Annotated in this window: 35 protein-coding genes; all 35 read right to left on the reverse strand. The window is 69.8% G+C overall.

What is annotated here, in order from left to right; all coding sequences use genetic code 11:
- The 35 genes from A949_RS0120845 to A949_RS38230 all read right to left on the reverse strand — a co-directional run bounded on the left by A949_RS0120845 (nucleotide 1) and on the right by A949_RS38230 (nucleotide 26,357).
- Nucleotides 1–4,974 carry a hypothetical protein gene (locus tag A949_RS0120845; protein ID WP_019357971.1) on the reverse strand — a complete coding sequence of 1,658 codons (4,974 nt, stop codon included), beginning with the start codon at nucleotides 4,972–4,974 and terminating at the stop codon, nucleotides 1–3.
- A 25-nt stretch (nucleotides 4,975–4,999) separates the two neighbouring features.
- A complete protein-coding gene (locus tag A949_RS0120850) occupies nucleotides 5,000–5,296 on the reverse strand; it encodes a hypothetical protein (RefSeq protein WP_019357972.1) in 297 nt (98 codons plus the stop codon).
- Nucleotides 5,297–5,406: 110 nt separating this feature from the next.
- Nucleotides 5,407–5,766: a hypothetical protein gene (locus tag A949_RS0120855; RefSeq protein ID WP_019357973.1), complete on the reverse strand. Its 360-nt coding sequence runs from the start codon at nucleotides 5,764–5,766 to the stop codon at nucleotides 5,407–5,409.
- 93 nt (nucleotides 5,767–5,859) lie between these two features.
- Nucleotides 5,860–6,465: a phage tail tube protein gene (locus tag A949_RS0120860; protein ID WP_237735873.1), complete on the reverse strand. Its 606-nt coding sequence runs from the start codon at nucleotides 6,463–6,465 to the stop codon at nucleotides 5,860–5,862.
- 57 nt (nucleotides 6,466–6,522) lie between these two features.
- Nucleotides 6,523–6,924: a hypothetical protein gene (locus tag A949_RS0120865; protein WP_019357975.1), complete on the reverse strand. Its 402-nt coding sequence runs from the start codon at nucleotides 6,922–6,924 to the stop codon at nucleotides 6,523–6,525.
- A complete protein-coding gene (locus tag A949_RS0120870) occupies nucleotides 6,924–7,253 on the reverse strand; it encodes an HK97 gp10 family phage protein (protein ID WP_019357976.1) in 330 nt (109 codons plus the stop codon). Before A949_RS0120870 ends, A949_RS0120865 begins: the two co-directional genes overlap by 1 nt.
- A 9-nt stretch (nucleotides 7,254–7,262) precedes the next feature.
- A complete protein-coding gene (locus A949_RS0120875; protein WP_237735874.1) occupies nucleotides 7,263–7,514 on the reverse strand; it encodes a hypothetical protein in 252 nt (83 codons plus the stop codon).
- A gap of 110 nt (nucleotides 7,515–7,624) precedes the next feature.
- Nucleotides 7,625–8,041, reverse strand: coding sequence for a hypothetical protein (locus A949_RS0120880; RefSeq protein WP_019357978.1), 417 nt, complete (start codon nucleotides 8,039–8,041; stop codon nucleotides 7,625–7,627).
- Nucleotides 8,042–8,053: 12 nt separating this feature from the next.
- A complete protein-coding gene (locus A949_RS0120885; RefSeq protein WP_019357979.1) occupies nucleotides 8,054–9,043 on the reverse strand; it encodes a glycosyltransferase family 4 protein in 990 nt (329 codons plus the stop codon).
- Nucleotides 9,044–9,045: 2 nt separating this feature from the next.
- On the reverse strand, nucleotides 9,046–10,008 hold the full coding sequence (locus A949_RS0120890; protein WP_019357980.1) for a phage major capsid protein: 963 nt from the start codon (nucleotides 10,006–10,008) through the stop codon (nucleotides 9,046–9,048).
- A 15-nt stretch (nucleotides 10,009–10,023) separates the two neighbouring features.
- Nucleotides 10,024–10,632 carry a hypothetical protein gene (locus A949_RS0120895; RefSeq protein WP_019357981.1) on the reverse strand — a complete coding sequence of 203 codons (609 nt, stop codon included), beginning with the start codon at nucleotides 10,630–10,632 and terminating at the stop codon, nucleotides 10,024–10,026.
- A 60-nt stretch (nucleotides 10,633–10,692) separates the two neighbouring features.
- The gene (locus tag A949_RS0120900; protein ID WP_026004878.1) at nucleotides 10,693–11,460 is read right to left on the reverse strand and encodes a VG15 protein; all 768 of its coding nucleotides are present in this window, start codon (nucleotides 11,458–11,460) and stop codon (nucleotides 10,693–10,695) included.
- A complete protein-coding gene (locus tag A949_RS0120905) occupies nucleotides 11,438–12,892 on the reverse strand; it encodes a phage portal protein (RefSeq protein WP_019357983.1) in 1,455 nt (484 codons plus the stop codon). Before A949_RS0120905 ends, A949_RS0120900 begins: the two co-directional genes overlap by 23 nt.
- A 13-nt stretch (nucleotides 12,893–12,905) precedes the next feature.
- The gene (locus tag A949_RS0120910; RefSeq protein WP_019357984.1) at nucleotides 12,906–14,708 is read right to left on the reverse strand and encodes a hypothetical protein; all 1,803 of its coding nucleotides are present in this window, start codon (nucleotides 14,706–14,708) and stop codon (nucleotides 12,906–12,908) included.
- Nucleotides 14,709–14,875: 167 nt separating this feature from the next.
- A complete protein-coding gene (locus tag A949_RS0120915) occupies nucleotides 14,876–15,415 on the reverse strand; it encodes a phage terminase small subunit (RefSeq protein ID WP_019357985.1) in 540 nt (179 codons plus the stop codon).
- A 600-nt stretch (nucleotides 15,416–16,015) separates the two neighbouring features.
- On the reverse strand, nucleotides 16,016–16,207 hold the full coding sequence (locus tag A949_RS0120925) for a hypothetical protein (protein WP_019357987.1): 192 nt from the start codon (nucleotides 16,205–16,207) through the stop codon (nucleotides 16,016–16,018).
- A gap of 4 nt (nucleotides 16,208–16,211) precedes the next feature.
- On the reverse strand, nucleotides 16,212–16,505 hold the full coding sequence (locus A949_RS36705; RefSeq protein WP_026004881.1) for an HNH endonuclease: 294 nt from the start codon (nucleotides 16,503–16,505) through the stop codon (nucleotides 16,212–16,214).
- The gene (locus tag A949_RS0120935; protein WP_019357988.1) at nucleotides 16,502–16,744 is read right to left on the reverse strand and encodes a hypothetical protein; all 243 of its coding nucleotides are present in this window, start codon (nucleotides 16,742–16,744) and stop codon (nucleotides 16,502–16,504) included. The genes A949_RS36705 and A949_RS0120935 overlap by 4 nt, the downstream gene beginning before the upstream one ends.
- Nucleotides 16,737–17,279, reverse strand: coding sequence for a class I SAM-dependent methyltransferase (locus tag A949_RS0120940; RefSeq protein WP_019357989.1), 543 nt, complete (start codon nucleotides 17,277–17,279; stop codon nucleotides 16,737–16,739). Before A949_RS0120940 ends, A949_RS0120935 begins: the two co-directional genes overlap by 8 nt.
- A complete protein-coding gene (locus A949_RS34095; RefSeq protein ID WP_019357990.1) occupies nucleotides 17,266–17,517 on the reverse strand; it encodes a hypothetical protein in 252 nt (83 codons plus the stop codon). The genes A949_RS0120940 and A949_RS34095 overlap by 14 nt, the downstream gene beginning before the upstream one ends.
- Nucleotides 17,517–17,708, reverse strand: a complete 192-nt coding sequence (locus tag A949_RS0120950; RefSeq protein WP_019357991.1) for a hypothetical protein — start codon at nucleotides 17,706–17,708, stop codon at nucleotides 17,517–17,519. Before A949_RS0120950 ends, A949_RS34095 begins: the two co-directional genes overlap by 1 nt.
- 287 nt (nucleotides 17,709–17,995) lie before the next feature.
- Entirely contained in the window at nucleotides 17,996–18,220 is a 225-nt protein-coding gene (locus tag A949_RS0120955) for a helix-turn-helix domain-containing protein (RefSeq protein ID WP_106428865.1), read from the reverse strand.
- 162 nt (nucleotides 18,221–18,382) lie between these two features.
- Nucleotides 18,383–18,958 carry a hypothetical protein gene (locus tag A949_RS0120960; protein ID WP_019357993.1) on the reverse strand — a complete coding sequence of 192 codons (576 nt, stop codon included), beginning with the start codon at nucleotides 18,956–18,958 and terminating at the stop codon, nucleotides 18,383–18,385.
- Nucleotides 18,959–19,124: 166 nt separating this feature from the next.
- Entirely contained in the window at nucleotides 19,125–19,406 is a 282-nt protein-coding gene (locus A949_RS35660; RefSeq protein ID WP_019357994.1) for a hypothetical protein, read from the reverse strand.
- Between the two features lie 53 nt (nucleotides 19,407–19,459).
- Complete coding sequence (locus A949_RS0120970) at nucleotides 19,460–19,714, reverse strand: hypothetical protein (protein ID WP_019357995.1); 255 nt, start codon at nucleotides 19,712–19,714, stop codon at nucleotides 19,460–19,462.
- Nucleotides 19,715–19,789: 75 nt separating this feature from the next.
- Nucleotides 19,790–20,179 (reverse strand): hypothetical protein, encoded by a 390-nt coding sequence (locus tag A949_RS0120975; protein ID WP_019357996.1) that lies wholly within the window; start codon nucleotides 20,177–20,179, stop codon nucleotides 19,790–19,792.
- 22 nt (nucleotides 20,180–20,201) lie between these two features.
- Nucleotides 20,202–20,513 (reverse strand): DUF7739 domain-containing protein, encoded by a 312-nt coding sequence (locus tag A949_RS0120980; RefSeq protein WP_019357997.1) that lies wholly within the window; start codon nucleotides 20,511–20,513, stop codon nucleotides 20,202–20,204.
- A gap of 12 nt (nucleotides 20,514–20,525) precedes the next feature.
- Nucleotides 20,526–20,954: an NUDIX hydrolase gene (locus tag A949_RS0120985; protein WP_019357998.1), complete on the reverse strand. Its 429-nt coding sequence runs from the start codon at nucleotides 20,952–20,954 to the stop codon at nucleotides 20,526–20,528.
- Complete coding sequence (locus A949_RS0120990; RefSeq protein ID WP_019357999.1) at nucleotides 20,951–21,196, reverse strand: hypothetical protein; 246 nt, start codon at nucleotides 21,194–21,196, stop codon at nucleotides 20,951–20,953. Before A949_RS0120990 ends, A949_RS0120985 begins: the two co-directional genes overlap by 4 nt.
- A gap of 34 nt (nucleotides 21,197–21,230) precedes the next feature.
- Complete coding sequence (locus A949_RS34105) at nucleotides 21,231–21,710, reverse strand: DUF6197 family protein (RefSeq protein WP_019358000.1); 480 nt, start codon at nucleotides 21,708–21,710, stop codon at nucleotides 21,231–21,233.
- Nucleotides 21,707–22,267, reverse strand: coding sequence for a DUF6919 domain-containing protein (locus A949_RS35665; RefSeq protein ID WP_158687614.1), 561 nt, complete (start codon nucleotides 22,265–22,267; stop codon nucleotides 21,707–21,709). Before A949_RS35665 ends, A949_RS34105 begins: the two co-directional genes overlap by 4 nt.
- A gap of 219 nt (nucleotides 22,268–22,486) precedes the next feature.
- Nucleotides 22,487–24,556, reverse strand: a complete 2,070-nt coding sequence (locus A949_RS0121005) for a hypothetical protein (protein WP_019358002.1) — start codon at nucleotides 24,554–24,556, stop codon at nucleotides 22,487–22,489.
- Nucleotides 24,557–24,570: 14 nt separating this feature from the next.
- Complete coding sequence (locus A949_RS0121010; protein WP_019358003.1) at nucleotides 24,571–25,863, reverse strand: MFS transporter; 1,293 nt, start codon at nucleotides 25,861–25,863, stop codon at nucleotides 24,571–24,573.
- 18 nt (nucleotides 25,864–25,881) lie between these two features.
- Complete coding sequence (locus tag A949_RS0121015) at nucleotides 25,882–26,100, reverse strand: hypothetical protein (protein ID WP_019358004.1); 219 nt, start codon at nucleotides 26,098–26,100, stop codon at nucleotides 25,882–25,884.
- Between the two features lie 92 nt (nucleotides 26,101–26,192).
- The gene (locus A949_RS38230) at nucleotides 26,193–26,357 is read right to left on the reverse strand and encodes a hypothetical protein (RefSeq protein WP_019358005.1); all 165 of its coding nucleotides are present in this window, start codon (nucleotides 26,355–26,357) and stop codon (nucleotides 26,193–26,195) included.
- Between the last annotated feature and the right edge of the window lie 57 nt (nucleotides 26,358–26,414).

The following is a 26,414-nucleotide window of genomic DNA, read 5'->3' on the forward strand; positions in this document are numbered from 1 at the left end:
TCACCTCCCCGCCCGCGCACCCAGCGCCGTCAACAACTCGCCATTGCCACGCCGCACCTCAGCCCGCGCGATATCCGTGATCTCCCGATCGCCGACGAACACCTGCACCTGGAGGTCGCCGAGGCTGCCGCCGTCCGACCCGCGCACAGCCGCACCCGACAGCGCTGCGAGCTGCTGCGTCGTCAGTACGGGCTCCGGCCGCCCGGTGCCGTTGTAGGCCAGGTTCAGGCCCGGTTCGAGGTAGCCGCCGCTGTCGTACCAGTTGGTCCGCACCGAATGACCCCACGCCTTCGAGGGGCTCCCGTAGCGGCCCTTGATGTACTTCAGACCCCACTTGATCTGCGTGAGCGCGTTCGTCTTCCAGTCCGCCCCAGCCGACCGCATCTTGCTCGCCGGGAGAGCCTGCGGAATGCCGTAGGCCCCCGATGAGGGATTGCGGGCGTTCCAGCGCCAGCCGGACTCCTTGGTCCACAGCTTGTCGAGCGGTGGCCACTGCTTCTGCGACCAGCCGTACTCGCCGAGCATCTGCCGGGCCGCCGACTTGGCGCCCGCAGAGCCCTTGACGCTGCCACCGCCCCGAGCCGGCAGAAAGCCGTACCAGTTGCTCCCGAACAGCGGACTGTTGTAGCCGCGGGCGCGGGAACCGACGACGACGCCGTCACCGCCGCGGGACTCCACGTGGGTGCCCGCCAGCGTGCCGGCCGTGTGGCCCTTGCCCTTGTTCGTGATGCCGACCTGGAAGGGGCTCTTGGCGTGGTATTTCCAGCCCGCGGGGGCGTGCTTCCCCTGGAACGAGAACGTCGACCAGAGCCGCCCCTTCGGGCTCTTGCCCTGGATGACCTTCTGGATGCCGGACATGAACCCGGAGCAGTCCCAGCTCGGGTTGCCCGCGCCGCCCCACTGGTACGGCTTCCCGGCCTGCGAGCGCGCCCACTTCAACGCGCGGGCAACACCTTGGCCGCCCAGCTCCGAGGTCTCCGACCCCTTGATGGCGGACAGCGCCTCGTTGAGGAGCCCGGTAGGAACGGCCTTGGCCAAGCTGCCCCAGCCCTTGGTGCCTCCCGGCACCTTGTTGATCAGCGACCGGATCGGCTTCGCCGCCGCCGACGCGGCCTTGTACACGCCGCCCAGGGCCGCGTCCTTCAGCTTGCCCAGGCCCTTGGAGACCGACCCGGCGACCGCACGCGCACCCCCGGCGAGCCGCTCGCCTGCCCCCTTGAACCAGTCGACCGCGCCACCGAAAGCGAACCCGGGCACACCTCCGGCCGCGGGAGCCGGACCGCTCTGGCCCGCTCCCCCGCGGGCCGCAGCCCGAAGCCCCTCGACGGCACCGTGCCCGCCAGCTCCCTGCACTTCCTTCGCGGTCCACACGTGCTCGCCGCGGGACAGCCGTGCGGGGATGCTGTCGGACGTCGCCGTACCCGGGCCGTGGACAGCGCCGCCGGTGGCGAACTTGAACACCGGCAGCTTCTTGATCGGCAGGACCTTCGCGGCCGTGTTCCACAGGCCGCGGATCCCCCTGTTGTACACGAAGTCGATCACCCATTTGATGGGCTTCTTCGTCAGGCTCTTGATCTTCGCCCAGGATTTGCCCAGCGCGTCCTTCGCCTTCCGGAAGCTGTCCGCCACCTTCCCGACGGCGGACTTGATGGCGTTGAACGCCGGCCGGATGCCCTTCTCCCAGGCGACGCGGATCGCCGTCCGGATGCCCGACCAGACAGGCTTGATGATGTTCTTCCACAGCCACTTGAAGACGCCCGCCATCGTGCGGATCGCCGACTTCACGAAGCCGAAGTAGCGCTTGACGACGTTCTGCCACCACCAGGAGATGACCTTCCCGATGCCGCGGAACACCGGCGACAGCACGTTCCGCCACAGCCACGTTGCGACCTTCGCCACCAGGCGGAACGCACCCCGCACCAGCCCGAAGTAGCGGCGCACGATGTTCTGCCACCACCAGGTGACCACCACGGCGATCCCGTGGAACACCGGGCTCAGCACGTTGTGCCACAGCCACACGGCGATCTTCGCGACCCAGCGGATCGCGACGACCAGAGCGTTGAACACCGGCTTCAGTACCACGTTCCACGCCCACAGGGCCGCGGTCTTGATGCCCTCCCACGCCGCCTGCACCGCGGTCCGGAACCAGCCCCAGTGCTTGTAGGCGTAGATGACGATCGCGACGAGCGCGATGATCCCAATGATGATCAGTGTGATGGGGTTGGCATTCATCACCGCGTTGAAGATGATCAGGCCGATCGTCCACAGTCGGGTCACGATCAACGCCGCGTACATGAGCTGGATCAGCCACGGCAGGGTCGTTGCGATCGACGCGATACCCCGGGCCAGCGCGCCCAGCACATCGAGGACCGGGCCCTGCAGAGGGATCAGCGCCTGCGACACGTCGAGGAACGCCCGCCCCAGGTCACCCAAGGTCGAGGCCAATTTCGGACCGAACTTCGCCGCGTAGTCCAGGAACCGCTCGAACTCAGGCGAGCCCTTCAGGCCGGTGCCCCAGTTCGCGAACCGGCCGGTGATCGACTCCATCCGCTCGGAGATGGAATCCATGTGCGGCAGAAAGGCTTGGACGATCCCGGCCATGCCCTTGAAGATCCGGCCAAAGCTGACGCCGAGGCTGACGACTGCAGGCTCGACACTGCCCTGCACGTCCGTCTTGAAGCTCTTCCACCACGGGCTCTTGAAGCCGACCGACACCCGGTCCTGGAGTGTCTTGATGCCGCGGGCCGCCGCCAGCACCAGCGGCGTCAGGCCCGGCAGGCTGTTCTTCATCCCGTTCAGGGCCCGCGTGAAGATCGGCATCACGGCGGGCTGCAGGCTCCGCGACCAGGCGGTGAACGCCTTCCGCAGCGACACGAACGCGTTGAACGTTCCCCGCGTCGCCGGCGTCATCTTCGCCAACGCCGCCCGATACTTCGCCTGCGCCGCAGCAGCCTGATCCGCGCCACCCGCCGCCGACAACTCCGCCGACCGGATCTGCCGCTGCGCACTCGACACCGCATCCGCAGCCGACTGCTGCGCCACCGCCACATTCCGGGTGGCCTCACCCACCCGCTCCTGCGCGGCAGCCACATCCCGCGCCGCCTGCGTCTGCGCGCGGGCCGCCTCCACCTGCGCGTCCCGCACCGCACGCGACCGGTCGGCCACCTGCTGCTGCGCCGACGCCAACCGCTGCTGAGCCGACCGCACCGTGTCCGACCCGGCGACACCCGCCTTGTTCGCCGCCGCGGTCTCCGCCTTCAGCCGCTTCGTCTCGACCGTCTGGTCCCTGAGCCGTTGCACCGCCTGGTCGTAGGCGAGCTGCGCGCGGGCACGGTCGATGTCGCTGGCGCCAGCGTCCTTCCTGGTGCGAGCCAGGGCCAGTTGCGCCTCCCGCACGGACAGGGCGGCATCCCGCTGCGAGAGCTGTGCCCCAGCGAGCCGGGCGTTCAGGTCCTCCAGTTCGCGGGCGGCCTCTCGGCGCGCATCCGTCAGATCCTGCTGTGCCTGCCTGGCATCCCGCTGAGCCGACGACAATGCCCGCTCCGCGTTCTGCACCGCACGGGCAGCCGCCTCCTGCCGCTGCGCCGCGGTCGCCGCCGCAGCCGCGGCAGCCTGCCGGGCCTGACGCACCTGCCGCTGAGCCTGCGCGATCTGCCGGGCACCGTTCCGCTCCGCCGCAGCCAGCGCTTGCTGGGCGCTCGCCTGCGTCAGGGCATGCCGGGCCGCCTGCGCAGACGCCTGACCGCCGGACGCGGTCGCCCGCGACGCCGCCTCCTGCGCCGCCTTCTGCGCCTGCAGCGCACCGGCAATGTCCTTCACCGCGGGGACCGCGACCGCGGCCAGAGCACCCACACCGGCCGCCGCGACGGTGGCCGCCGCGGTGACCGCGCCGAGGCCCGCCGCCAGGGCAGGCACCGCGGGCAGGACAGCGACGCCACCCACCGCGATCGACAGTTGAATGAGGGCCCGCACCGCGGCGGACGTGTCCACCCGCACCCGCGCCGTCTGACCGTCGAGACGGTTCACCATGGCCTGCACGGCGGCGAGCTGCGTCGCGGCAGCAGCCGCGTCCACCCGCACCGCCACGTCCGCGTCCGAGGCGGAAAGCCGCTCCAGCCGGCCCTGCAGTTCGGTGATTTTCGCCTGGGCGGTGGCCGCGTCGATATCGATGCCGACCCGCACGTCCCGCAGCGCCGTCAGCTGGGCCCGCAGGCTGGCGATCTCGCCCTGTGCGGGGGTGGTGTCCGCCCCGATGTTGATGTTGGGGAGGGACGACTCTGCCTGCTGCACCGCGGCACGAATCCGCTGCCCGAACGTGCCGTCCGTCTCCAGGCGGATCGTGGTGCGGTCCGCCGAGATCCGGTCCAGCTCTGCACGCACCTCGGCGAGCTGCGCCCGCGCCGCGGCCGTGTCGGCCCGCACAGTCGGGTTGGGGTGGGCGGCACCCAGCCGCCGCAGTTGGTCCTCCAGCTCTGTGATTTCGGTGCGGGCCTCGCCCGTGTCGATATCGACACCGATCCTCTTGCCTGCCAGCGTCTCCATGCGGGCGCGCAGGGCCTGCAGGTCGGAGTCCGCCTCGGACGTGTCAGCGCCGACGGTGACGTCGGGCAGCGACCGGAACGCGGCCTCGATGCGGGCGCGGGCGCTCCTCGCGAACGCCCCGCCCGCCTGCTCGCCCTGCTTCGCCGCCGCCGGGCGGGCAGTCCGCCCGCCCTGGGTGACACCGTCCCGCAGCGCACCGCGGATCTCGGCGGTGATGCGGGCGGCGATCTGCGCGCCGATCTGCTGCCCGATCTGCAGGCCGACCTGCCCCACCTCGGACTGCATCGCCGGCCCGAAGCTGCGGCCGGCCGCCTTGCCCGCGTCCTCTCCGGCCTTTGCCGCGGCAGGCACCAGAGCCGACTTGAGGTGGTTGTAGATCCCCCGCGTGTTGGGGATGACATCGACTTCGACAGAGCCAACGCTGATCGCCACGAGAGGACCCCCTCTCGCAGCGGCGCTATGCGGCGCCTCCGTTGATGAGCTGGAACAACCGCTCGGCAGCAGCGTCCGACATGGGCGCCGTCTTCTTCTTGCGGGGCTTGGCCCCCGGGCGTCGGATCGGCTCGGGCTGATCCGGCCGCTGGCTCTTCTTCTCCGTGTTGACGCAGATCAGCGTGTACTGGAGCTGCGCCACCCGGTCCGCCAACAGCGCCAGCAACTGCTCGGCCTGCGACCAGCGGCCCTTCTCCGGCTCGCCCAGGTCCGCCTGCTCATCCAGCTCGACGTCAGACAACGAGTTGCGGATGGCGGTCATCGTGTGCGACTCCGGCGGCAGATGCTGAATCAGCACCCGCAGCCACGCCCACGTCCGACGGCCGGCCAACACGTCGGTGATGTCGTAGTGCCGGTCGATGAGATCAGCTCTTACCGCCTCCGGGTGCTCCTGCCAGACCGAGACGGCCCACCGGATTTCCCCAGGTCCTCACCCCCGGCACGGGCCGCGGCCTCCGCGAACCGGCCGATCGCGTCCATGTCCGGGTCGAGTTCCTCGTACACCTCGACGTCGTCCTCGTGGAGGACGAGCGCCATGAACGCGTCCATGTCGCCAGAGTTCAGGGCGCGGAACGCACTCGCGCGCCAGCGGCCGGCCGGGAGAGCCCGGACGTCCTTGGTGACGCCGTCATAGCCGGCGAGGGGCACCGGCACGTAGGGGTCGTTCTCCTGCTCGGCCTCCGCCTCCTGCGCGCGGGCGGCTTCGTCGAGTTCCTTCTTCGTCGTGGGCATAGCGCGGGCCTCTCTCTTCCGGGCGCGGGCCAAAGGGAAGGTGGCGGGCCGGGCCCGCGCCAGAGGGCGGCCCGCCACCAGTCATGGGGCCCGTCAGGACCCGGTGTACTCGGGCGTCGCAGGCAGACGGTCCGCGTGGTAGACGGTGTTGCCCTCCGTGTCGGGATAGGCGGTGATCGTCCACTCGTAGCCGGCCGTCTCGTCCTGCTTGTGGTTCACGTCCGAGCGCTCCGACACCTCGCCCTCGGGCACGTAGAACCCCTGCATGACGTTGCCGTCGATGACGATGAACCACCAGGCGCGGCGGTCCGGCAGCGGCGACGCGGTCTCCGCGTAGGTCGTCAGCCCGTCCTCGTCGGGCGCCAGATCCGCCTCGGCGATCCGGTACTGGATGGACTTGACCGTTGTCCGGCTGGTCTCCCACGCCGTCAGGCCGAACGTGCGGACGGACTTGGTGATGGTCGTGCGCCACGGCGACGTGTAGCCCCAGGGGGTGTACTCCTCCGAGTCCTCGTCGAAGCCCTGCGTCAGGCCGTCCTCCGAGATGCCGCCGATGGGCTGCCACAGCCCCGTCGGTTGGATCAGCGGATCGCCAGGGGAGGTGGTTCCGACAGGCGCCGTCCATCCACCTCCGTTCGCACCGATCGCTGACAAGTCCGCAGCGCGAGTGATGTTGACCATCAGGGGGTCTCCCAACATGCGAAAACCCCGCACACGGGCGGGGTTGGGTTACAGGTCCGGCGCGGGCCTGGCCGGTCAGGAGACCGGGTGAACGAACATCTGATACGTGGCCCCACACCTGCGCAGGGCCGTGTTCTCGTAAGGGCGGATCGCGGGCGGCGGATCCGAGGAGATTCGCCCCCACGTGGCGTTGCTGGTCATGCTGCCCCGCAGCTCACCGAGGAGCGCCCCGCGGATCGTCGCAGACAAGGCGATCGCCTCACCGCGGGTGGCGGCATACACGTCGACGTCGACGAGCGCCCGGTCCAGCCGGAACCCGTCATCACCACCAGCCGGAAGCCGCTGCACCTGCACCGCCGGCAACTCGTCCAGGAGGCTGTTGTCGAGTTCGTCGCGCACCACGACGCCGTCGCCGAGGCGCTCCTGCAGCCAGCCGATCAGCTCCAGCTCGACATCCACCGACCCGACCGCCGCCATCACCGGCCACCCGCCTGCGCCGCCCGCAGCAGCACATGATGGGCGTGAACTCGTTCGGTGCCGTACTCCACCCACCGGGCATACGGCGCCGAGTTCCACACGGTGGCCACCGCACGGTCCTTGCGGCGTCCGCCGCGGCGCGTACTCGTCGAATGCCACGACGCCTTGTACAGGCCCGGATGCGGATCCCACGCCGCCGTACCCACCGGCGAGATGCCGGCCGCCGCGTCCTTGATGACGTCGGCGCGGCGCAGCATCTCCACCTCCACCATGCGGCTACGCAGCAGCTCCCCGACACCCTTACGGGACATCTTGAACTTCGCAGCCATGCGCACCTCCTAGCCAGTGACCCGGTCGGCAGCGAACTGCACCGGCCCCGCGGTGCCGGTGAACGGGTTGCGGCCCCAGTCGCCCGGCTGCCCGGTCACCTCGCACACCTCCCCGCGGATACGGAACTGGTCCGTCGTCAGCACATCGCTCCCGGGCGGCGTGTAGACCGTGTAGCCGACGATGACTGTGTCCCGGCCCGTCTGCTCCGGGCCACCCACCGCAGGCGTCTCCGCCCGCGGCGTCACCACACAGCCCGGCATGGTTGTCTCCACCAGCGGCCCCGGAATCGGCTGACCCCGCGGATCCCGGCCCGGCGACTCCCCGCGCCGCAGACGCACCACCGTCTCCCCATACGGGTACGGGGCGGGCATCAGACCCAGCCCCAGCCAGGCTCGTACTCCAGGCCCGGCCCGTAGGAGTCGTCGATCGGATACGTCGGCGACGGGTCCGCGGTGTCCGGCGTCGGATCGACCGTGAACGCCCCACCCCGGCCCGCCATCGACTTCAAGGCGGACTTGTCGGCCTTCGTCAGGTACAGGCCGCCGGACCCCTGCGGGCGCTGCACCGACATCGGACCGATCGTCTCGTAGGACACCTGCTGCGGGTTCACATACGCGCGGGCTGAAGCCGACAACACCACAGCCTTCGCACCGTCCGGCAGCGGCGTCACCACCGACAGACACAAGTTCGTGGCCTGCTGCAGCAGCAGATCCGCCCGAGCCCCCTGAATCTCGTCGAGACCCAGATACAGGGCCAGATCCTCCGCAGACGGCACCGTGTACGCCATCAGGGTCTCCTCTCAGGCGAGGGCCTCGACGGTGTCGCACCAGTCCGCCAGCTCGGCCGCCGGATCCAGCTCCCGGGACCGGGCACGGGCCCGCTTCGCCGCCAGCCGGTACTCGGCCGGATCGCCCAGCAGCCGCCGCAGTACCGCCTCGTAGCCATCCGGGTCGTTGCGGTCGACGAAAATCCCGGCCTCGCCCAGCGACTCGCACAGCCCCGGCGTCGGATGCGCCACCACCGGAATCCCGGAAGCGAGCGCCTCACAGCCGGCCCGGCCCCACGACTCATACGAGGACGGCATCAGCAGCACCCGCGTGCGGGCATACACCTGCTGCGCCATGTCCTCCCCCGGCACCTGCGGCACGACTTCGACGTTGTCGAGGCCGTCGTAGTCGACCTGCTCGCCGTAGGCGCCGCGGACCGCGAGGAACTGCTGCTTCGGCATCCGCTCCGCCAGCCGCTTCAGCACGCTGCCGCCCTTGGCTTCACAGCAGTTGATGAGCGTCACCGCCCCGCCCGGCTTCGCCTTGTACTCGGCGGCGAACACCGGAGGCCGCACGATGATGGACTCCGACGGCCGGATCGACTTCGGATACTCGGCGAAGAACAGCTCCGCCTCGGCCTCCATCCAGCGGCTGTTGTACACCGCCAGCGCCGTCTGCCCCGCCGCCGCATCCCGGAACGTCGTCCTGTGCGTGTTGTGGCAGATCACCACCATCGGCTTGCCGTAGCCGCGGGCCAGAGACGCCGTCGATGGCACGCACTCCAGATGCGACACCAGCACATCCGCCCTGCGCACCGCCGAAGCGAAGTCCAAGCGGGCCTCCAGCGGCACGATGCGGATGCCCCGATACTCGTAGACCTCATGGGCCTTCCCGTACCGGGACAGCCACACCTCCACCTCGTGGCCGCGCTCCACCAGCGGGCGCAGCATGCTGATGAGCATGTGCTCGGCGCCCGCGTTGTGCTCCGGCGGTGCCGCGTGCACGCGGGCGACGAGCCTCACGTTCAGGTCCCGCTGGGGGTGCCGGTGAACTTGACGAACGCCTCGGCATCGCCCAGGACGAAGCCGTAGTACGCCTCCGCCAGCAGCAGCACCAGGTTCTCCTGGAACGCCGAGTGCACACCGCCGTCCTCGTCGATGTACGTCGCCTCCCGGCTGAGCTTGACGGAGATCTCCATGCCCACGCCGAACGCCGCCTGCGACCAGTCGCCACCCACAGCCCGGAGGCCGGAGTCGGTGCTGGTGGACTGACGGCGCAGCTTGCCGCTGACAGACCGCGAGTAGGCGAGCGGCTCGCCGATCAGCTCGCCCTGCAGGGCCGCCCCGGTGCCGGCGCCCGGCTGCCGGGTCTGCACGAACAGCGGCTCACCGGTCGTGCTGGTGGCCGCCAGGAGCTTGGGCTTCAGCCGGTTGTCGGCGACGGTGCCGGTGTAGTCCCAGTCGTCGTCGATGATCTGGTCCAGGCCCTCGACGAAGTCGCCCCAGATGCCGCCCATATTCTGCGCCGTGGTGCCCAGCGACACGCTCTTGCTGGTCATGGCCAGGTAGTCCGCGAACGGGCCGGTGCTGCCGGCCATGTTCTTGCCGTGGAGCGTGGCCATGTCGAAGGCTCGGGCGAACGCCGTCGGAAGGTCCCGCTGAAGCTGCGTCCACAGACCCGCCGCGTTGGACTGGGCGACCTCCATGGACACCGGGATCAGCGTGGCGATCTTCTTCCCGGACATCTGCTTGACCTCGACGCCGCCCGAGCTGAGGGGCTTCTTGCCGCCCTCGGCGACCCAGTCGGCGGTCGGCACGTCCAGCGGCACCGGGACCGCCGTGTTCGCCGTCATGGACAGCGGCACCCGTCGCGCCAGGCTCATCACGGCACTGCCTTCGACGGACTTCTCGAAGATCGGGGCGACCAGGGTCTCCGGAAGGAAGACCGGGTCGACCGAAGACAGCTTGATCGAATCGGTGGTTGCCATCGGGGGCTACCTTTCTCAGTGGCCCCGTGCGAGGCCCTGCTTCATGAAGTCGGCGAACACCGCCGACGGGTCAGATGGGGTTCGATTGCCGTTGCCCGACGAGCCCTGAGACCGGTCCGGAGCAGGCCGCCGCGGACTGGTGTCCGCCGGCTTGGCGAGGTGCGGCTTCCGCTTCAGCAGGTCCTTCAGGTCACCGTTGATCGCATCCGTGTCGATGTCGCCGGACTCACCCACATAGGCACCCAGGTCCAGGAACGCGTGCGCGTCCTCTGGATCGGCGAAATCGGCCGCCGCCAGCGCCTTCACCTCGCTGCGCACCGCACGCTGCTGCACCGCCGAGACGCGCTCCTCGGCCGCCTTCAACTGGCCGGCGAGTCGCTCCGTCTCGGACTTCTGCGCCTCCTCGGCCTCCCGCGCCTTCTGCGCGAGCGGTTCCAGCTCCTTGGCGGTGGTCCGGTACTTCGCGGCCTCCTTGCGGAGCTTCTCGATCTCCCGACGCGCCTTGTCCGGGTCGTGCCACGGGTCCGTCGTGCCGCCCTCCGGGGGCTGCTCGGCGCTCTCCTGCGGCACCTGCTCCGCGCCCTCGGTGCTCTCCTGGGCAGGGGTCTCTTCGGTTTCGGGCATGGCTGAGTCGCCCTCCTGGGGCTGAGAAAGGGCCACCACCAGGGCAGCCACAGGGGTGGGTCAGTGAGCAGCAGGCAGATGCCCGTGCTCAGCCAGCGCCCGCCGGAAGCGAGCCAACTGGTCTCCGGAGAAAGGCGCGGCGTACTCCTGGTACAGCCGCTCCCACTCCTTGGCCTTGTCGGACAGCTCGAACGACTGCCCTCGGAAGATCGGGACCACGCCGCAATGGCAGCCGTCATGGGCCCGGAAGTTCGCCGTATCCCGCTCGTACACCGCGCCACGGACCGCGAGCATCTTGCAGAACGCGCACGCTCCGAGCGCCGCGGTACGCGCCCAGCCAGTCGCCTGCCGGTCCCTGCGCACCGCCTCCCGCACAGCCTCCCGGCCCTGATCGGCCACGAGCTTCTGGGCGACCGCCTCCGCCTTCTTCCCAGCCTGCTCCAGCCGCACATCCAGCGGCTCAAGCTGCGCCGGCGTCGCCTCCTCCTCGGTCCGCGGCCACAGGTCCTTCGTGGCCCACCGCAAACTGGCCTCCGTCTTCTCCACCGGAGGCGGACCGATCAGCGGCACCGTGAACCGGCCCGTCACCCGAGCCGCCACACGCTCCGCCTCATAGAAGTCTGAGGCCAGCGACACCGACGCGTCCGCATAGTCGTCGACCACAGCCCGCACAGCCTCGACCCAGTCCGGCACCGACGACTCCAGACGGGCCGGCACAATCAGTCGCCGCAGCTTCCGCACGTCCCGCCCGAGCAGCCGCGTCAGGCCGCGCTGCGCCCGACGCCAGCGGCCTACACGGTCACCATCATCCGAGACCGTCGTCGCCACCGTCAGACCCCTCTGGCTCCGCATCCGGCTGGTCTTCCGCGCCGAGCTGACTCAGCCGGTCCAGCACCTGGCGGCCCTGCGAACGGCGCCGCTCCGCCGCCACACGCTGCCGCTGATCCTCCGACAGGCCCGCCATCTCCAGCACGACCTCACCGTCCGCCGGGAGGATGCCCGCCTGGACGAGCTTCACCGCAGCGTCCGTCTGCTGCGCCACCGTCGGCGTCGCCGGATCCCGCCACACGCACTCGATCCGCCGCGACCGCTCCGGCGGCTCACCGTCACGCACCCACAGCGCCAGCCGCATCACATCCGACCACGCCCCGCCGAACCGGCGGCACCGGCGCTCGGCACGCTTCACGAGCTGCGCCTCGCTGCTACGGATGGCGTCCGCACTCGCGGGGTTGTCCGTGGTGTAGCCGAGGTAGTGCGGCGGCAGCCCGAGCTGCGTCGCCATGATCCGCGCATACAGGTCGATGATCTTCGTGTAGGTCTGGGGATCATGCGCCGCGAACTGGCCCACCGTCGGGACCTGGCCGTCCTCGTCCCGCTCCAACGCCAGCACCCGGCCGATGTACGTCTCCCAGGCGCTCTTGGTGTTGCCCTCCGCGTCCTGGAACGCCGACTCGGAGGCACCGAGGATGTACCGCTGCGGCGCCCCATAGAACTCCGAGGCGACCTCCATGCCCATCAGCCGGCGACACGCCGCATCCGTGATCGACATGACCTCGGGTGTGATCTCCGACTTGCCCACCCGGTCCGCAGTCCGCTGCCGGTTCGCCATCCGGATCACCGGCACCACACCCAGGTTGTGCAAGTCCCGGTCGAGGACCTCCCAGCCGCCACTATCCGCCTCGACCGCATGGATCGTCTGATCCGGCAGATACAAGGTCACCAGCCGGTCATCCGGCGCCAGCCCGAAATACGAGCCCTCCTGCGACTCCCGCAGCGCCGAGGTCGCCACCCGGGCCCGCGCATCCCAGAACAGCGTCATATCCAGCGGCGACTCGGCAGTGATCAGCGGCGGGCAGTCGTCCGTACCGCAATCCCCCGAGCCGACCGCGATGTACTCCCGGCCGTAGGTCAGCGCGTCCAGATGCGCCAGCGACGACTCGTCGAACAAGTCGTTCGCCTCGGCGACCTCCCGCAGATCCTCCGCATCCGAGCCATCAGCCCACCGGAAGGCTTCAAGCTCCAGCCGCTGCTCCAGCGCCTCCACACCGATCCGGGGCCAGCCAATCACCGTATGCAGACCCTGAAGCTGCGGCGGAATCGAGATCCCGAGATCCCGCACGAGCTGCTCGCCGTTGAAGTACGCGTCCAACAGCTCCAGCCGAAACCGGTGCTGCATCAGGTCCGTGCGCAGCGCCGTCACCAACGCCGACTCGTCATCCGACAGGCTCAGCAGGGGCAGCTCAGGGATCGTGGCGGCCACAGGTCACCGCCCTTCACCTCAACACGACGACCCGGCCCTTACCGGGCGCGCCCTTCCGTTTCCCGAACTGCTCGCTGTTCAGCACCATCCGCCGCAGCATCCGGGCGCCGATCGCACACACTGCCAAGTCGACTTTCCGCGCCGACTCGCGATGCTCCTTACCGATCGAGTAGCCCCAGGCGTTCGTCCGGCGCCGGGCATTCGCGATGTGCTGCCGCAGCACCCTGTGCCCGTCATGAGGCACCTGCCGCTCCAGCACGTCCCGGTAGAACCGGTCCACGGCCTCCGTGAACGTCTGCTGGCGGCGCCGGTCCCGCATGTCCCACATGACAGCGTGTCGGTTCGCGCCACCTGAGACGGCCTTCAGCTTGAGCCGGCGGCCGTACCGCTGCGCCCATGCGTCGATGTAGCCGTCCCAGTACCGTTCACCGTCCGACTCGTCAAAGCCTGAGCCCGGGTCACCGAAGAACGCCACCGGCCGGAATTCTGCGAACACCTGGTCCACCACACCGTCGACCTGCTCCCGCGGCACCCGATAGGGCGCATCGCCCGGCCAGTTCGGCGGCTTCTGCCACACCCCGAGCGTCTTCACGAACCCATCCGACAAGCGGCAGCCGACGAGGCCCGTCGCGTCATCAGACTTGGAGCCGTCGAAGAACAGGGCGATCTCGTCCCGCGGCGCAAGGTCCATCCCCTCGTGCGGGTTCGCGTCCCACTCGTACCGAGCCAGGAACGCGTCCTCCGCGGCGACGATCTGGTTGAACCAGAACCGACGCGACCGGCTGGGCGGGTTTCGGGTATCGAGGATCGACGCCTTGAGCCGGTCGATGTCCAGCCACGTTGAATCCCCCCGCACCGCCTTCAGCGTCGGGACGATCCACTCCTCCGTCAGCAGCGCCTCAGCTGGCGCCTCCAACGAGTCGTAGAACAGGCCGGTGTCCAGCGCCCGACCCGACTGCGACGACTCGAACGCCTCCCGCGTCCGCTCCGCGACGCTGTCCTCGCCCGGCTCGTAGGCGTTCGTGTCCGCCAACGTCCGCGCCTGACCATCCGCCGACTTCGTCGCGTTCCGCTCGATGACCGCCGCCATCTCATGGCCGCCGTTGGACTCCACCCAGTGATGCGTCTCGCCCATCGACGTGAACGTCGGACGACCGCCCTCCAGCGCCCGCGGCGAACTCGTCACCGCCTCGATCCGGGCCCGCCCCTTGTCGGCATAGATGATCTCCTTGCCGAGGTCGATGCGGTACTCCTCCAGCGCCCGCTTCGTGAACAAGCTCGGGAACAGCGTCATCGTGTTCCGCGTCTGGTCCTGCGACACCGCGGCGATCTGCACCCATGCCGCAGGATGCTGCACCCCGATCGGCTGGCCCGGCGGAATCCCCCACTCGTCGCCCTCGTCCGCTACCCGCCCCGACGGCCGGCACGGGCCGACGAACTCGAACCCCGCCCACGTCGCCTTCACCGGGTCCTTGCCCCAGCCCTTCAGGCGCTGCAGGACACCGTCCCGCCACAGGAAACGGTTCGTCACCGGGTCCAGCGCGTACCACCACAGCGTCAGACGGGCCTGCTCCGAGGTGTACCGCCACGGCGCCCCCACATGGTGCTGCAGATACGTCGCCGTCCAGGCGAGCGCATGCCAGCCCAGCGTGTACTCGGGAAGGAGGAACCGACCGTCCGGACCACGCTTCCACGTCGGCCCGATCGTGAACGGAGTGACGACCTCGGGGACCCGCTCAGACTCCGCAGCCATCGAGTTGCCCGAGCACAAACCCGCGACGCGAAAGGTGCGCAACCAGCGCCTCGACCTGATCACGAGCAGGACTCCGCTCGAAACCAGGCAACCGCACCACGACGACATCCCTGATGCCATGCGACCGGCGGCCATCCGCGAACGAGAACTGACCCTGCGGAATCTCGTACCGCCGAGCCCAGCACAGCATCTCTTCCATGCTGCCCGCACACACCAGGAACCTCAGCACGTCAGCCCCCGATCGCAGCACGGTAGTCGGCGATCGCTGTCACGCCCGCCGGCGCCTGCTGCTGCGCAGGCTGGCGCTCCAGTTCGATCCGAGCCCGCCGACGGTCCCCCTCCGTCGTCAACAGCCGAGCCATCACGCTGTCCAGCGCCGACACGAACTGCCCATTCGGCGGCCGGTCCGACGACAAGCCCCGCGACATCAGCTCCGCCGCATACCGGGCCATCGCCCAGTCCGACGGCTGATAGAACACCGCCTGCCCCGACTCCCGCAGCGACAGGTACCAGTCCCGCGCGATCGGATGCCACAGCTCATCCGGCTCCGGAAGCTCCGGCAGATCCACCGGCGCCCCCGACGGTGCCTTGGCCAACTCGGGGCCCTCGTCCTTGTTCCGCCGCCGCCGCTCCTCCGAGCGCTTGGGGATAGGACCGTGCGTGCCCATGGCGACCTCCAGGGTCTGGCCCGCCTCCAGGGCGAGCGGGTGGGCGGATGAAGCACCGCGGGTGGCCGCCTCCAGGGCGACCGAGTCACGGTGGACGATCAAGAGGGCGGGGGCTTAGGGAACCCGTACAGAGGGTCAGGTGCTATACGGCCCCGATGGCCGTGATCATGGGGGGAAGATCATCCCCCCGGGTGATCTTGAGCCGGACGATCTTCCCGGAGATCACGGATCATCGTTCGCGATCACTCCGACTGATCACCCACTGCCCGCGACGATCACGCTCGACCACCGAGCCCAGCCCGACGAGCCGTTCGCAGCTCACCGACTTCGATCACTCGACGAACATCAACTCGAACAGTTGCTCATGCTCGACACGTGATCACATGCCTCGCATGCATGGCCTCACGCCTGCCAGTGCCATGCCCACTGGGCGCCGTGCACCCGCCGCCTACCGCCTGCCCCTGCGCCTACCTGGGTTGAGCCTGCTACCCGTGTACACGCCTGTGTTGCGCTTGTGCAGCCGCTGGCAGTAGCCCTTGGCCCTTGCTCCCATGTACTTGGAGAGCTGCCTGTTGCACCGCTTCCAGTCTCCTGGTGTTCCCCATCTGATCTTGGCTGCGCCTGGGCCCGTGGACCAGTAGCGCCTGAGCTGTTCGGCGTTGCCCCTGCTGCTGCGTCCTCGTCCCTTGCTGGCCACGTGGATCACTCCTCGGGCTGCTGGTCCTGGTCGATGCGGGTGATGGTGGCTCCGCTGTGTGCGGGTACGGCGATGCAGGTGCCGTGTGGGTCGGCGAGTACGGCCCAGCCGTGGTCGATGGTGAGGGTGAGGTGGTCGTCCTCGGCGAGGATGTCCTCGCCCTGCCCCTTCGGATAGCGGATCAGGAACGCGGGCACGTGGTCACCTCAGCCCTGGGTGCTGCTCGGGTGGGCGCCGTCTGCCGGGCCGCGGGTTGGCGGCTTGGGCGGCGTTGCCCTCGGCGCTGGACTTGAGGCCGTGGCATTCGGCGCACACGCCCTGTAGCTGTGAGGGCTGGTGGTCGTCGGTCTTGGGCTTGATGTGGTCGCAGTGGGAGCTGGGCCGTACTCCGCAGAGGACGCAGATCACGTCCCGGGCGAGGACTTCGGCGCGGATCTTCTTCCATCCTCGGGGCAGCCGGCTCACACGATCCGAGCCCTGCCACCCGCCGCTCATGGTTCGTCGTCCTCGTCGGCGAGGTCGTAGCCGCTGTTTTCGACGGCTTGTGCGGCGGTGACCATGCCGAGTGCGGTGACCCAGTCGAGCGCGTCGGAGCGGCCCTTCACCAGGTGGACGCTGCCGTCGGCTTTGATGACTTTGAGGATGACGATGGCGTCCATGGTCATGTCGCCGTCGTCGATGTCGGCGGTGAGCCCGATCGCGTCGAGCATCTGCCCGACGGGCTGCTCAGCCACGGCGGGACCACCACCAACAGCCGAGCGTGTCGCCGCGCATGGTCTCGACGCCGCCGCCGAGCTGGGCGAGGACGTGGTCCATGTCGTCGGCATCCCACTGGTGAAGGTGGGCCTCGTAGGGGTTGCCGTCGACCTCACCCTGCGGCGAGTCGACGATCGGGACCGAGACGAGGATGTGCCACGCGCCAGCGGCCTCGACGCGCTCCAGCAGTGCGACGGCATCCTCGCGTGGCATGTGTTCGAGGACGTCGCCGAGGATGACGAGGTCCCGATGGAACAGATGGCCCGCCGAGTCGCGCACGTCTTCGATGTGGATCTCGTCGTACATGGTGCGGGTCTTCGTCGACTTCAGCTTGTACTTGGCCACGAAGGGCTTGTGGATCTCGACTGCGGTCCACCACACGCCCTTGTGCACGGGGCGGAACAGTCTCGCGTAGGTGCCCTCGCCGGGGCCGACGTCGCACACGGTGTCGGGCAGGTGCCGCTCGAACCGGGTCAGGGACCAGTCCTTGCCCTCGGTGTCACTCGTCGGCATCGCGCACCTCCTGCCTGTAGGCCGTGTGGTCGTTCGCGGGGATGTCGACGGTCTCAGGCGTCACGATCACAGCGCGTGCGCCCATCCGGCCGGCGAACTCCTCCCAGCGGTCCAGCACCTTGCCCGTGCCGGGAGCGAGCACGACCCGCTCGGGCACCGTCTGGTCGACTACGAGCGCGAATGGCGGCCGGGTGTCGTCGGGGCCTTCGGGCAGTTCGAGGATCTGGAGACGGGCCATCAGCCGTTCACCGCCTTGGCATCCTGGTGGTGGATGCTGCGGACGTTGGCGGCCGGGATGTGACTGACGATCACGCTGCCGTCTCCGTCGGCACCGAGGTAGGCGGTGTACTGCGGTCCCTCTTCTTCGACGCGGTCGGCCTGGATCGTCTCTGTGTCGCCGGTGAGGTAGTTGATCGTGTAGCTGGGCATGGCGCGGGCTCCTTGTGTTGGGAGGGTCCTGCTGCCCGCACCCTCCCGACGGCGGGCAGCAGGGGCATGTGGTTGTCCACCGCCCGGATTCGAACCGGGGTTACCGCGCCGGGGCCGTTCCCGCCGTGGCGGGTTTGAGGTGCGTGCACGCAGCCTCTGGGGACTCGAACCCCGCGGTACACGGCGTCTTAGGCCGCTGGACTACTGGTGGTTGGTTGGTGGCCGCCCCGTGCCCTCGGCGGGGCGGCCACCATGGGGCTCAACAGCTGGGGGCTGGAGCACCCGGTCTACGCAGCGCGCGGGGCGCTGGCGGGCAGGGGCGGGGGTTCGCCGGGTGTGACGTCGCCGGTGAACTCGTCGACAGTCCGCGGCGTCATCTCCATGACGTCGTAGCGGGTTCCGCGGCCCGTCCCGTAGCGGCTGATACGGCCTTCGGAAGCCCACCGCCAGATGGTGCCGACGGGCCGGCCGGTGTAGTGGGCGGCGTCGGATGCGGTGACGAGAGCAGGCACGGCCACCCCCAGAAATGCGAAAGGGCCACCCGGTACGGGAGGCCCTCAGAGCGCAGTATGTCTATCTGAGCAGATCTTCCCTTCGGTATCACTCTCTGTCAAGTTCATAGGTGTGGCCCCGCCGCACTGGGGGTTTGGCGGGGCCACAAGGGGGGTGGCTGGCTACTGGATCGACCCGGTCCAGTGGGGGTCGTCGGTGGCGACGGTCCCGTCGTCGGTGGTGCGTTGGAGGGTGACGAGCATGCTGGTGCCGTACTTCTTCTCCAGCACACCGTCTTCGGTCTTCGCGGCGGTCTGGCCGGCGGCGAGCCGTCCGGTGATTTCGGCTGAGCCGGCGTCCCAGGTGGTGACCGCAGCCTCGCCGCCCTTGGTGGCGCCTTCGGCGATGATGGAGAAGTCGTCGAGGTCGACGGGCTGCTTGGACCCGTTGTCGAACTTGATGTTGATGCGGAACGCGATCTCGTCGGGCGAGGGCTTGCTGTCGTACTCGGAGAACTTGGTGACCTGCTCGATGCTGGTGACGGTGGCTTTGATGCCGTCGTGGTAGCGGAAGGTGTCACCGACCTGCATTTCGGTCTTCGACGCTGCGGCTTTCTGCTTGTCGGCGTCGTCGGCCGGCTTGTCGGCGGCGGTCTTCTTCGGCTCGACGTCGGCGTGTCCGCCCCCGTCGTTGTTGCTGCAGGCGGTGAGGGGCAGCAGAGCGATAGCGGCCACGGTCGCGTATATGCGGATCTTCACGATTCCCCCCTTGTGGTTGAGAAGCGGATCGTATCGACGGCCTGACGCCGTCGGGAGCCGTATGCGGCGGGTGTGACCGTTCCGTGCCCCAACGGCCCCCACCGTGGCGGGGGCCTACAGTGGGCGACACCGCCCCTCCCGATACGCCCGGGAGGGGCGGGCCGGATCAGACGGTCGCCTCCTCGCGGTCGGGGTGCTCCGCCTCCCAGTGCTGGTCGCACCGCTTGCACAGTCCCTCGACGCCTGCCACGGGCCCGACGTACAGGTGCTGACCGCAGTAGTAGCCGCCGCAGCCGTACTCGTCGCCGCCCGGGGTGCTGCCGCACAGGTGGGCCAGGCCGCGGTCGATCGCCTCCTCGCAGCCGGGCTCCTCGCACATGGCTTCGACGTCGTATCCGGCGTCGATCTTCTCGCCGTTCCGGTAGATCTCGTATCGCGCGTACCCCATCAGATCCTCCTCGGTTGGGTTCATGGTGCGCCTGCCGGGCGACAGGCGGTTGGTCAGGCGGCTTGGGGCCTGGGGTCGACGCCGGTGGCGGAGATCCGCAGCCGCTCCCGCATGTAGTCGGGGATGTCGGCGTCGGGGTGGTCGGCGACGTACCGCTGGAGCTTGGCGATGCCGTCCTCCGCCTTGAGGTACGCCTCGACGTCGTCCTCCTCGGTGCCCTCGAACGCGTAGGCGTCCGGGAAGGCGACCACCAGCAGATCGTGCACGTACTTCCGCGGCGTCCAGCCGGGCGGAATCCAAGCGGTCATAGCTCCTCCTTCAGTGGTTGTTGGTCTTGGCCCACACGCCGCGGGGGGAGTTCGTACACCCGCGGGCGGGCGGGGTCAGACGCGGACGAGGGCCTTGCCCAGTTCCTTGAGGAACTCCTGCTGGGTCTTCTTGGCGACGTCGTCGTCGGTGCATACGGAGCTGTTGTTGTACTGGGCGAGGGTCTGCAGACCCTTGGGGATGTGCGTGTAGAACGGGCCGTACAGGTTCCAGGCGCGTTCGGCGGACATGGTGCCGCACATGGGCATGGGCCGGCCGGTGATGGTCGACGACATGCGGGTGAAGGTGTACTCGTGGACGAGGTCGCCCCACTCGCCGGTGACCATCTTGTTGGGGACGATGCAGTAGTAGGTCTTGCCGATCACGACGGCCTTCGCGAACTTCCGGCCGTCCTTGCCTGCCTTGTGCTGGGCGATCTGCTGGTCGATGGCGGAGAAGATTCCCATGCTGTGCTCCTTCGGTGGTGGGTTAGCGCCAGGTCCAGGCGCTGCGGGTGTTGGCGGCGTTGCGGGCGGAGTCGGCGAGCTGCTGGGCGTCGCGGGCCCAGTCGGCGGGCATCTTGGGGTGCTGGGCGGCGGCGGTGAGGATGCGCGCCATGTCGCCGGCGTCGCGGGTAGAGACGGTGAACGGGTCACCGGACCGCCGGGCGAAGAGGGCCTTGATGCGGCGCCAGTCGCGGCCGGGCAGTACGTGCGCGATGTGCTGGCCGAGGTTGTGGATGCTGCTGGCCGAGCGGCACATGTCGTCGCTGTCGGGGCGGTGGGAGATGTTCCAACCCATGCGGGTTCTCCTTCAGTGGATGGTCTCGGTGTGGTCCACGGCGGCGGTCAAGATGTCGGCGTGGTCGAAGGCCAGCGGGGGCAGCGCGTTCAGCGGCCACCAGCGGGCGTCGCGGGCGTCGTCGCCTGCCTGGGCGGGCGTGCCGGAGACGACGGTGAGGTGGTAGGCGACGGTGACGTACCGGCCGCGCGGGTCACGGCCCGGAGTGTCGAACACACCGATCTGCTCCAGCTCGTCCGGCGCCGCAAGCACGCCGGTCTCCTCGAACAGCTCCCGGGCGGCAGCCTCACGGCTGGTCTCACCCCGGTCGACATGCCCGCCGGGCAGCGCCCACGCGCCCTCGTAGGGGGCCCAGCCGCGCTCGATGAGGAGGACGCGGCCGTCGGTCGTGGTGACCACCACATCAGCGGTGTAGCGGATCGTCTCGTCCACGGCGATCACTTCTCCCGCAGCGAGTAGCGGATGATGGCGACGTCGCTGGCGGGGACTCGGTACTCGCTCGCGTACCAGTTCTTGAGCCCTGCGAGGAGGGATCCCACGGTGGCGCCGGGCTGGGTGGTGTAGTTGCCGGAGCAGTCCTTCGCCGCGTTGGGGCCGTAGCTGACGGGTCCGCTGGTGACGGTGATGGACCACGAGTACTTGCTGGCGGTGAGCGGGGTGTTCGGGTTGCTGTAGTCGGGCATCGGGTTCTCCTTCGGTTGGGTGGTCGGGCTGTGGTTACAGCCCGCGTTGTGTGGCGAGGTCTGCTGCGGCGCCGAGGACGGCCGCGGCGTGTGCGGTGTTGGCGAGGCGCCGGTTCTGTTCGGGGATGGGGTCGCCGCCTCCGAGGGCCCGGCGGAGCAGCAGCCGGGCTTCGCCTTCGTCGCGGTGGCTGCGGGCTTCGGCGCGGATGGCTTCGGCCAGGCACATGCCGCCGCTGGTGCGGGCAGCTTCGCGGCACCAGCCGTCGCGGAGGATGCGGGCCCTGGCCCGGTGCAGGAGCGCGGCGACGGGGGTCTGCTCGGCGGCCGGCTGGGTGGCGACGGGCAGGTGCGGGATCTCGACCTCGGGCCCGGGCAGGTGGGCGGTGTTCACCGCGTGGGCGAGGGCGGCCTCGTCGAGACGGACGGTCATCGCAGCGTCGACAGCGGCGAGCCGCGCCTCCAGACCGGGCTCCCCCACCGAGACGGCTGCGGGGGCGAGCGCGGCGGCGGTCATCGGGCCACCTCGGCGAGGAACTTCTGCAGCGGCCCGGTGCCGGACGGCCCCCACACCGGGTGGACGACGGCGACCGGCTGGGCGTCGGCGACGGCCCGGTAGGCGGTGCGGTGGATGCCGTGCCAGGTGCTGCGCAGGACCCGGTCGTCGACGCGCTGACCGAACACGGTGATCGGTTCGCCGTTGCGGTCGGTGGCGCAGGTCCACTGGCCGCCGGTGGTGGCGCGGAGGCCGTGCCGCTGGGCGGCGCGCCTCACGCGCTGCAGCATGTCCGGGTCGGCGACGAAGCCGTCGACGGCGGCGCGCTGCCGCCAGTGGGCGCCGTCGTAGCCGGTGCCGTCCGTTCCGGGCTGCGAGCAGGTGGTGAGGAACCCGGCCCGGTTGGCGGCAGCGAGGGCGCGGATGAGGGGGCGGGTTTCCTCGTCGGGCCCGTAGCCGGCTGCGTAGCCGGGCCATGATTTGAGGTCGCCTTCGAGCCAGCGGGCCATCAGCTGGCCGAGGTCGTTGAGGGTGCGGGCGTCGGCCCATGTGCGGCGGTCCGCGCGGGACATTCCCATGATCGGGTCTCCTGTTCAGTCGATGGTGCATATGTGTATCTTTCGGGCATTGCGGGGCGTGATACTGCCCGTGATGGGGCGTGATGGTGCAGGTCAGGGCCGTGATGGTGGGCGTGACGGGGGCGTGATGCGTCACGGGCAGACCGGGCCCGTCACGCCCTCATCACGGGGGGCGTCACGGCCGTGACCTGCAGCGTCACGCCCCCGCAGTCGTGCGGATCAGCCCGGTTCGGGGGCTTCCTCACCCGCCAGAGCTGTGATCGTCTCCAGGTAGTAGCCGCGGCCACCGCTCCACTGGCGGGCCTTCATGTCGACCCCCGGCGCCACCGCGGCGGCAGCGTCACGCAGCGCCTTCAGGTACCGGTTGCGGGCCGGCTCGATGTCCTCGTCGTCCTCCGGCGCCCACCGCTCCGGAGCCGCGGCGGCCACGTAGTCGAACAGGTCGGCGGACGTCATCCGCGGCGGGTCCTCCGCGGCGGTGAACGCGGCCCGGGCCAGCTCGATCGGCTCCGGCAGCCGCTCCACCGGACGCACCTCGTCGAGGTCGTCGAACGAGACACCCGCGGCATCCAGGGACTCCGCGTCGATCCACGGGCGACCGGCAGCCGCCCGCTCCGCGGCACGCCTCTTGCCCTCCTGCGGACCCATGGCGATGAACTTGTGGATCAGCGGGTCGGTGGAGCCGCCGCCCATGATGTACACCTTGCCCGCGTCGGCCGGGTCCTCCCCCTGGGCGGGGTGGAGCCGGTCGGGCCGCCACCCGTTCGCACCGGCGCCGGTGCCGAAGACCTGCACGATGTCCTGATGCCTCGACGGGCCGACGATCTTCAATGCGATGGAGTCGGCGATAGCGGCGCCGATCGCATCCTTCGTGGCCTCCTGCGCAGCCAGGCCGATCTGCACGCGCGCCTTACGGCCCACCCGCAGGATCGCCACCACGAGCGCCTTGGCCCGCTGCGACAGCTGCGGATACTCGTCGAGGAGCGTGACGATCGCCGGATAGCGGGGCGAGGGCACCCAGTTGTCGCCCATGCCGAGCTTCCCCAGCAGCGTCGCCCGCGCCTTCGCAATCTTCAGGACCTTCTCCAGCACGGCCTCGATGATGTGCATACTGTCCGCGCCGACCACCCGCACCCCGACAGCCTCAGCGAGCGGCTCCAGGCCGTTGCCGCCCGGGTCGAGGTCGATGACGACAACGTCCTCGCAGGCGGTCAGCACGTCACCGATCGTCCGCAGCGTCACCGACTTCCCACCACCCGACGAGGCGATGGTGATGAAGTGCTGACCCAGGAACGACAGCCGGGTGTCCTGCCCGTCCATCCGCCTGGCCACCAGCGACCGGTCCCGCATCTGCACGCTGTTCGGCTTCCGCTCGGGCAGGGCAGGCATCTCCTCGAACGGGTCGCCCTCGACGAGTCGGAGCACCACCTGGGCGCGCCGCTTCCGCATGGGCTGGCACAACAGCCCGTCGGTCGGCAGGTCCAGCGGCGTCTCCAACTCGGGCGCCTTGCTGATCAGGTCGGACGGCTTGCCCTTCTTGAGGCGGACCGTGACCTCCCAGCCCCACGAGTAGTGGCGGCCGGCTTCCACCGCGGCGACGGCAATACCCTCCGACACGAGGGCCCGGCGTACCGCCTCGGCGGCCTGGTCGCGGGTGTGGGCGTCGGCGATGGGGAACGGGTCGTCGTCGCTGCCGTCGATCTCGATGATTCCGCCGGTGGTGTCGGCGAACGGGATGCTGTCGCCGGTGCCGGGCCGTCCGTGCCAGGCACCGACCGCCATGGCGCCGCCGGCGAGGAGCAGGTCGATCCAGCCGCCGCCCACGACAACGGCCGTGGTGAAGCTGGCGCCACCCGCGGTCCCCCAGCCGCCGGTCTTGATCCAGTGCCAGCGCTTGTGGAGCCGGTATGCGGCGCGGCGCTCGGTGAGGCTGCGCCGGGCCGAGTCCTCAGCCGACACATCCCCCGCAGCGGCCTTCAGCTCAGCCTTGGCGGAGGCGATCATCTGCGGGTAGTCGTCGCGGCGGGAGTCCAGCCACCGTCGGCCGAGCTGCCGGTAGCCGCGCACCGTCCACCCGACGTACAGGCGGTTGTCTGTGGCGTGCTGCCGGGCGCGGGCGGCGAGCGCCGCACCCGACTCGATCCACGCCGGCCGCACCGACTGCCCCTGGTGCTCGACGACGGTCCCCTCGAACGGGGCCGGGGTGTCCTTCACGAGGGCCAGCGGAGGCCGGCCGGTGGCTGCCTCGGCGGCGTCGGCGGGGACCCGCACAGTGGTGTCGATACTCATCTCGTCGGGTCCTCTCACTTACCGTCGGCGGCGGCGGGCTGGGTCTGCTCGATGGCCGCCTGCTTCTTCGCCCCAGCGCTGTACGGCTGGGTGTCGCCAGGGGTGCGGCGAGGCGGTGTGCCGCCGTTGAAGCGGCGCCCGTCGGGCGCGTCAGGAGCCTTCTTCGAGCGGGCAGCCTTTTGGGAAGTGATCAGGGAGAACTCGCCCTCTATCGGCATCTCCGTGACCGTCTTCATACGGGCCTGCGCAGCACGCGCCGTCGCCTCGATCTCGGTGGTGTAGCCGACCCTCTTCGAGCCGGTGACGACGTACCACGCCTCGCTCCAGATGGCTTCGGTGACGACCGCCTCACCGCGGGCCGAACGCAGCGACTCCGCTACCTCCCACACGTCCGGGTGCCGACGCTGACGGTCGTTGTCGCGGCGTTCCTGCTCGACCTCTGCACGCCGCTTCTGGTCGAGCCGCTCCGCCGCAGACTTCTCCTCGGCGGCGCGCTTCTCGGCCTTCGCCCGCTCCCGATCCTTCGCTGCGGCCTTCTCCGCCTTCTCCGTCGCGCGCCGCTCCCGGAACGAGGGAATGCCGTCCGCCTTCTGCGCGATGCCGTGCTCGTAGGCCATCAGCACGATCGGCCCACCAAGCGAGGCGATGGCGCCGATCAGGCCCGCGTTGAAACCGATCCGCGCGTCGGCCATGCCGCCATACAGGTTGATGGCAGCGGCGATCAGCGCACCGAGCATGATGCCCACCCGGTACGGGGCCACGTCGCGCTTGTGGGCGACCGCCCATGCGGCGCCGCACGCGAGGACCAGAGCGAAACCCTCCAGCAGGCCGGGCGCGGCGATGAGGAACGGACGCTCGGGGTCCCAGAAGTGCAGGAACTGCACCGGCGCCGCGATGATCAGGCCGACGGCGTAGATACCGCGGGCCCCCCACTTCCAGTACCTCTCGCTGCGCTGCTGCTCCGCGGCACGGTCAGCCTCCTGCTGCGCCTCCTCGGCTTCCTGCCGCTCGGCCTTGTCCTTCGCGACCCGCTCCTCAGCGGCCTTCCGCTGCTGCTCGGCCATGTGCCGGTCGTGGGCGGCCTGGTCCTTCTCCAGCTTCAGCCGGGCCCGCTCGTTGGCGAGGCGCTGCTTCTCCGCCTCCTCCTTGGCGACGATCTCGGCGGCCTTGGCTTTGCCCTCGGCCTCGATACGCAGGGCTTCGGACTCGGCGTAGGACTTGGATCGGATCGCGTCCGCCTTCGCCTGCTCCACCGGATCGGCGGCCTGGCGCTCGTAGCCGTTGACGTGCTCGGTAGCGGTAGACATCGGTCAGCCTCCTTCCGGTCAGACAGTTGAGTGCGGTCGGTTCTGGTGCTTGCTGGCTGCCTCGGTGCGGATGCGGCCTTCGTCGATGGCCCCGTCGAACACGAGGGCCATGACGACGAGGCCGGCGATGGCGAGCCGTACCGGGGCGGGGGCGTCCAGCCCGACGAACCAGGCCAGACCCGCAATGAGAAGCGCGAGACGCGCCCTCGTCGCCGCGATCAACATCGAGATGTTCATGACGTCCTTCCAAAACTCAGAGGTGGGGGTGCTGGGCCGGTTCTCCTTGGGCGCCCGACCCGGCGAGGAGCCGGGCACCCGCGGACAGCCGGTCAGCGGCGCACGGTGACGTTCTTGTGCTCCTTCGCGTGCCACTGGCCCTTGGCCTCCGCCTCGTCCCGAGACAGGCAGGGACGCGAGTGCGCCCCACAGGTGCACTTGAAGTAGTGCTTGCCGAAGTCCGACTCGACGGTGATCTGCTGCTTGCGTCCGAACATGGGTGCCTCCAAGGCATTGAGTGGTGGCGGTCCGGCCGGTCTGGCCGGCTCCCCTCA

The organism is Streptomyces sp. AA1529, from assembly GCF_000280905.1.
Classification (GTDB): Bacteria; Actinomycetota; Actinomycetes; order Streptomycetales; family Streptomycetaceae; genus Streptomyces.

Excerpts from the sequence above, each read along its gene's own strand:
- A949_RS0120850 (WP_019357972.1), bottom strand. The coding sequence starts at position 5,296 with ATGACCGCCATCCGCAACTCGTTGTCTGACGTCGAGCTGGATGAGCAG.
- A949_RS0120855 (WP_019357973.1), bottom strand. The coding sequence starts at position 5,766 with ATGCCCACGACGAAGAAGGAACTCGACGAAGCCGCCCGCGCGCAGGAG.
- A949_RS0120860 (WP_237735873.1), bottom strand. The coding sequence starts at position 6,465 with ATGTTGGGAGACCCCCTGATGGTCAACATCACTCGCGCTGCGGACTTG.
- A949_RS0120865 (WP_019357975.1), bottom strand. The coding sequence starts at position 6,924 with ATGGCGGCGGTCGGGTCGGTGGATGTCGAGCTGGAGCTGATCGGCTGG.
- A949_RS0120870 (WP_019357976.1), bottom strand. The coding sequence starts at position 7,253 with ATGGCTGCGAAGTTCAAGATGTCCCGTAAGGGTGTCGGGGAGCTGCTG.
- A949_RS0120875 (WP_237735874.1), bottom strand. The coding sequence starts at position 7,514 with ATGCCGGGCTGTGTGGTGACGCCGCGGGCGGAGACGCCTGCGGTGGGT.
- A949_RS0120880 (WP_019357978.1), bottom strand. The coding sequence starts at position 8,041 with ATGGCGTACACGGTGCCGTCTGCGGAGGATCTGGCCCTGTATCTGGGT.
- A949_RS0120890 (WP_019357980.1), bottom strand. The coding sequence starts at position 10,008 with ATGGCAACCACCGATTCGATCAAGCTGTCTTCGGTCGACCCGGTCTTC.
- A949_RS0120895 (WP_019357981.1), bottom strand. The coding sequence starts at position 10,632 with ATGCCCGAAACCGAAGAGACCCCTGCCCAGGAGAGCACCGAGGGCGCG.
- A949_RS36705 (WP_026004881.1), bottom strand. The coding sequence starts at position 16,505 with ATGAGCGGCGGGTGGCAGGGCTCGGATCGTGTGAGCCGGCTGCCCCGA.
- A949_RS0120940 (WP_019357989.1), bottom strand. The coding sequence starts at position 17,279 with ATGCCGACGAGTGACACCGAGGGCAAGGACTGGTCCCTGACCCGGTTC.
- A949_RS34095 (WP_019357990.1), bottom strand. The coding sequence starts at position 17,517 with ATGGCCCGTCTCCAGATCCTCGAACTGCCCGAAGGCCCCGACGACACC.
- A949_RS0120950 (WP_019357991.1), bottom strand. The coding sequence starts at position 17,708 with ATGCCCAGCTACACGATCAACTACCTCACCGGCGACACAGAGACGATC.
- A949_RS35660 (WP_019357994.1), bottom strand. The coding sequence starts at position 19,406 with ATGGGGTACGCGCGATACGAGATCTACCGGAACGGCGAGAAGATCGAC.
- A949_RS0120970 (WP_019357995.1), bottom strand. The coding sequence starts at position 19,714 with ATGACCGCTTGGATTCCGCCCGGCTGGACGCCGCGGAAGTACGTGCAC.
- A949_RS0120975 (WP_019357996.1), bottom strand. The coding sequence starts at position 20,179 with ATGGGAATCTTCTCCGCCATCGACCAGCAGATCGCCCAGCACAAGGCA.
- A949_RS0120980 (WP_019357997.1), bottom strand. The coding sequence starts at position 20,513 with ATGGGTTGGAACATCTCCCACCGCCCCGACAGCGACGACATGTGCCGC.
- A949_RS0120990 (WP_019357999.1), bottom strand. The coding sequence starts at position 21,196 with ATGCCCGACTACAGCAACCCGAACACCCCGCTCACCGCCAGCAAGTAC.
- A949_RS34105 (WP_019358000.1), bottom strand. The coding sequence starts at position 21,710 with ATGACCGCCGCCGCGCTCGCCCCCGCAGCCGTCTCGGTGGGGGAGCCC.
- A949_RS35665 (WP_158687614.1), bottom strand. The coding sequence starts at position 22,267 with ATGGGAATGTCCCGCGCGGACCGCCGCACATGGGCCGACGCCCGCACC.
- A949_RS0121005 (WP_019358002.1), bottom strand. The coding sequence starts at position 24,556 with ATGAGTATCGACACCACTGTGCGGGTCCCCGCCGACGCCGCCGAGGCA.
- A949_RS0121010 (WP_019358003.1), bottom strand. The coding sequence starts at position 25,863 with ATGTCTACCGCTACCGAGCACGTCAACGGCTACGAGCGCCAGGCCGCC.
- A949_RS0121015 (WP_019358004.1), bottom strand. The coding sequence starts at position 26,100 with ATGAACATCTCGATGTTGATCGCGGCGACGAGGGCGCGTCTCGCGCTT.
- A949_RS38230 (WP_019358005.1), bottom strand. The coding sequence starts at position 26,357 with ATGTTCGGACGCAAGCAGCAGATCACCGTCGAGTCGGACTTCGGCAAG.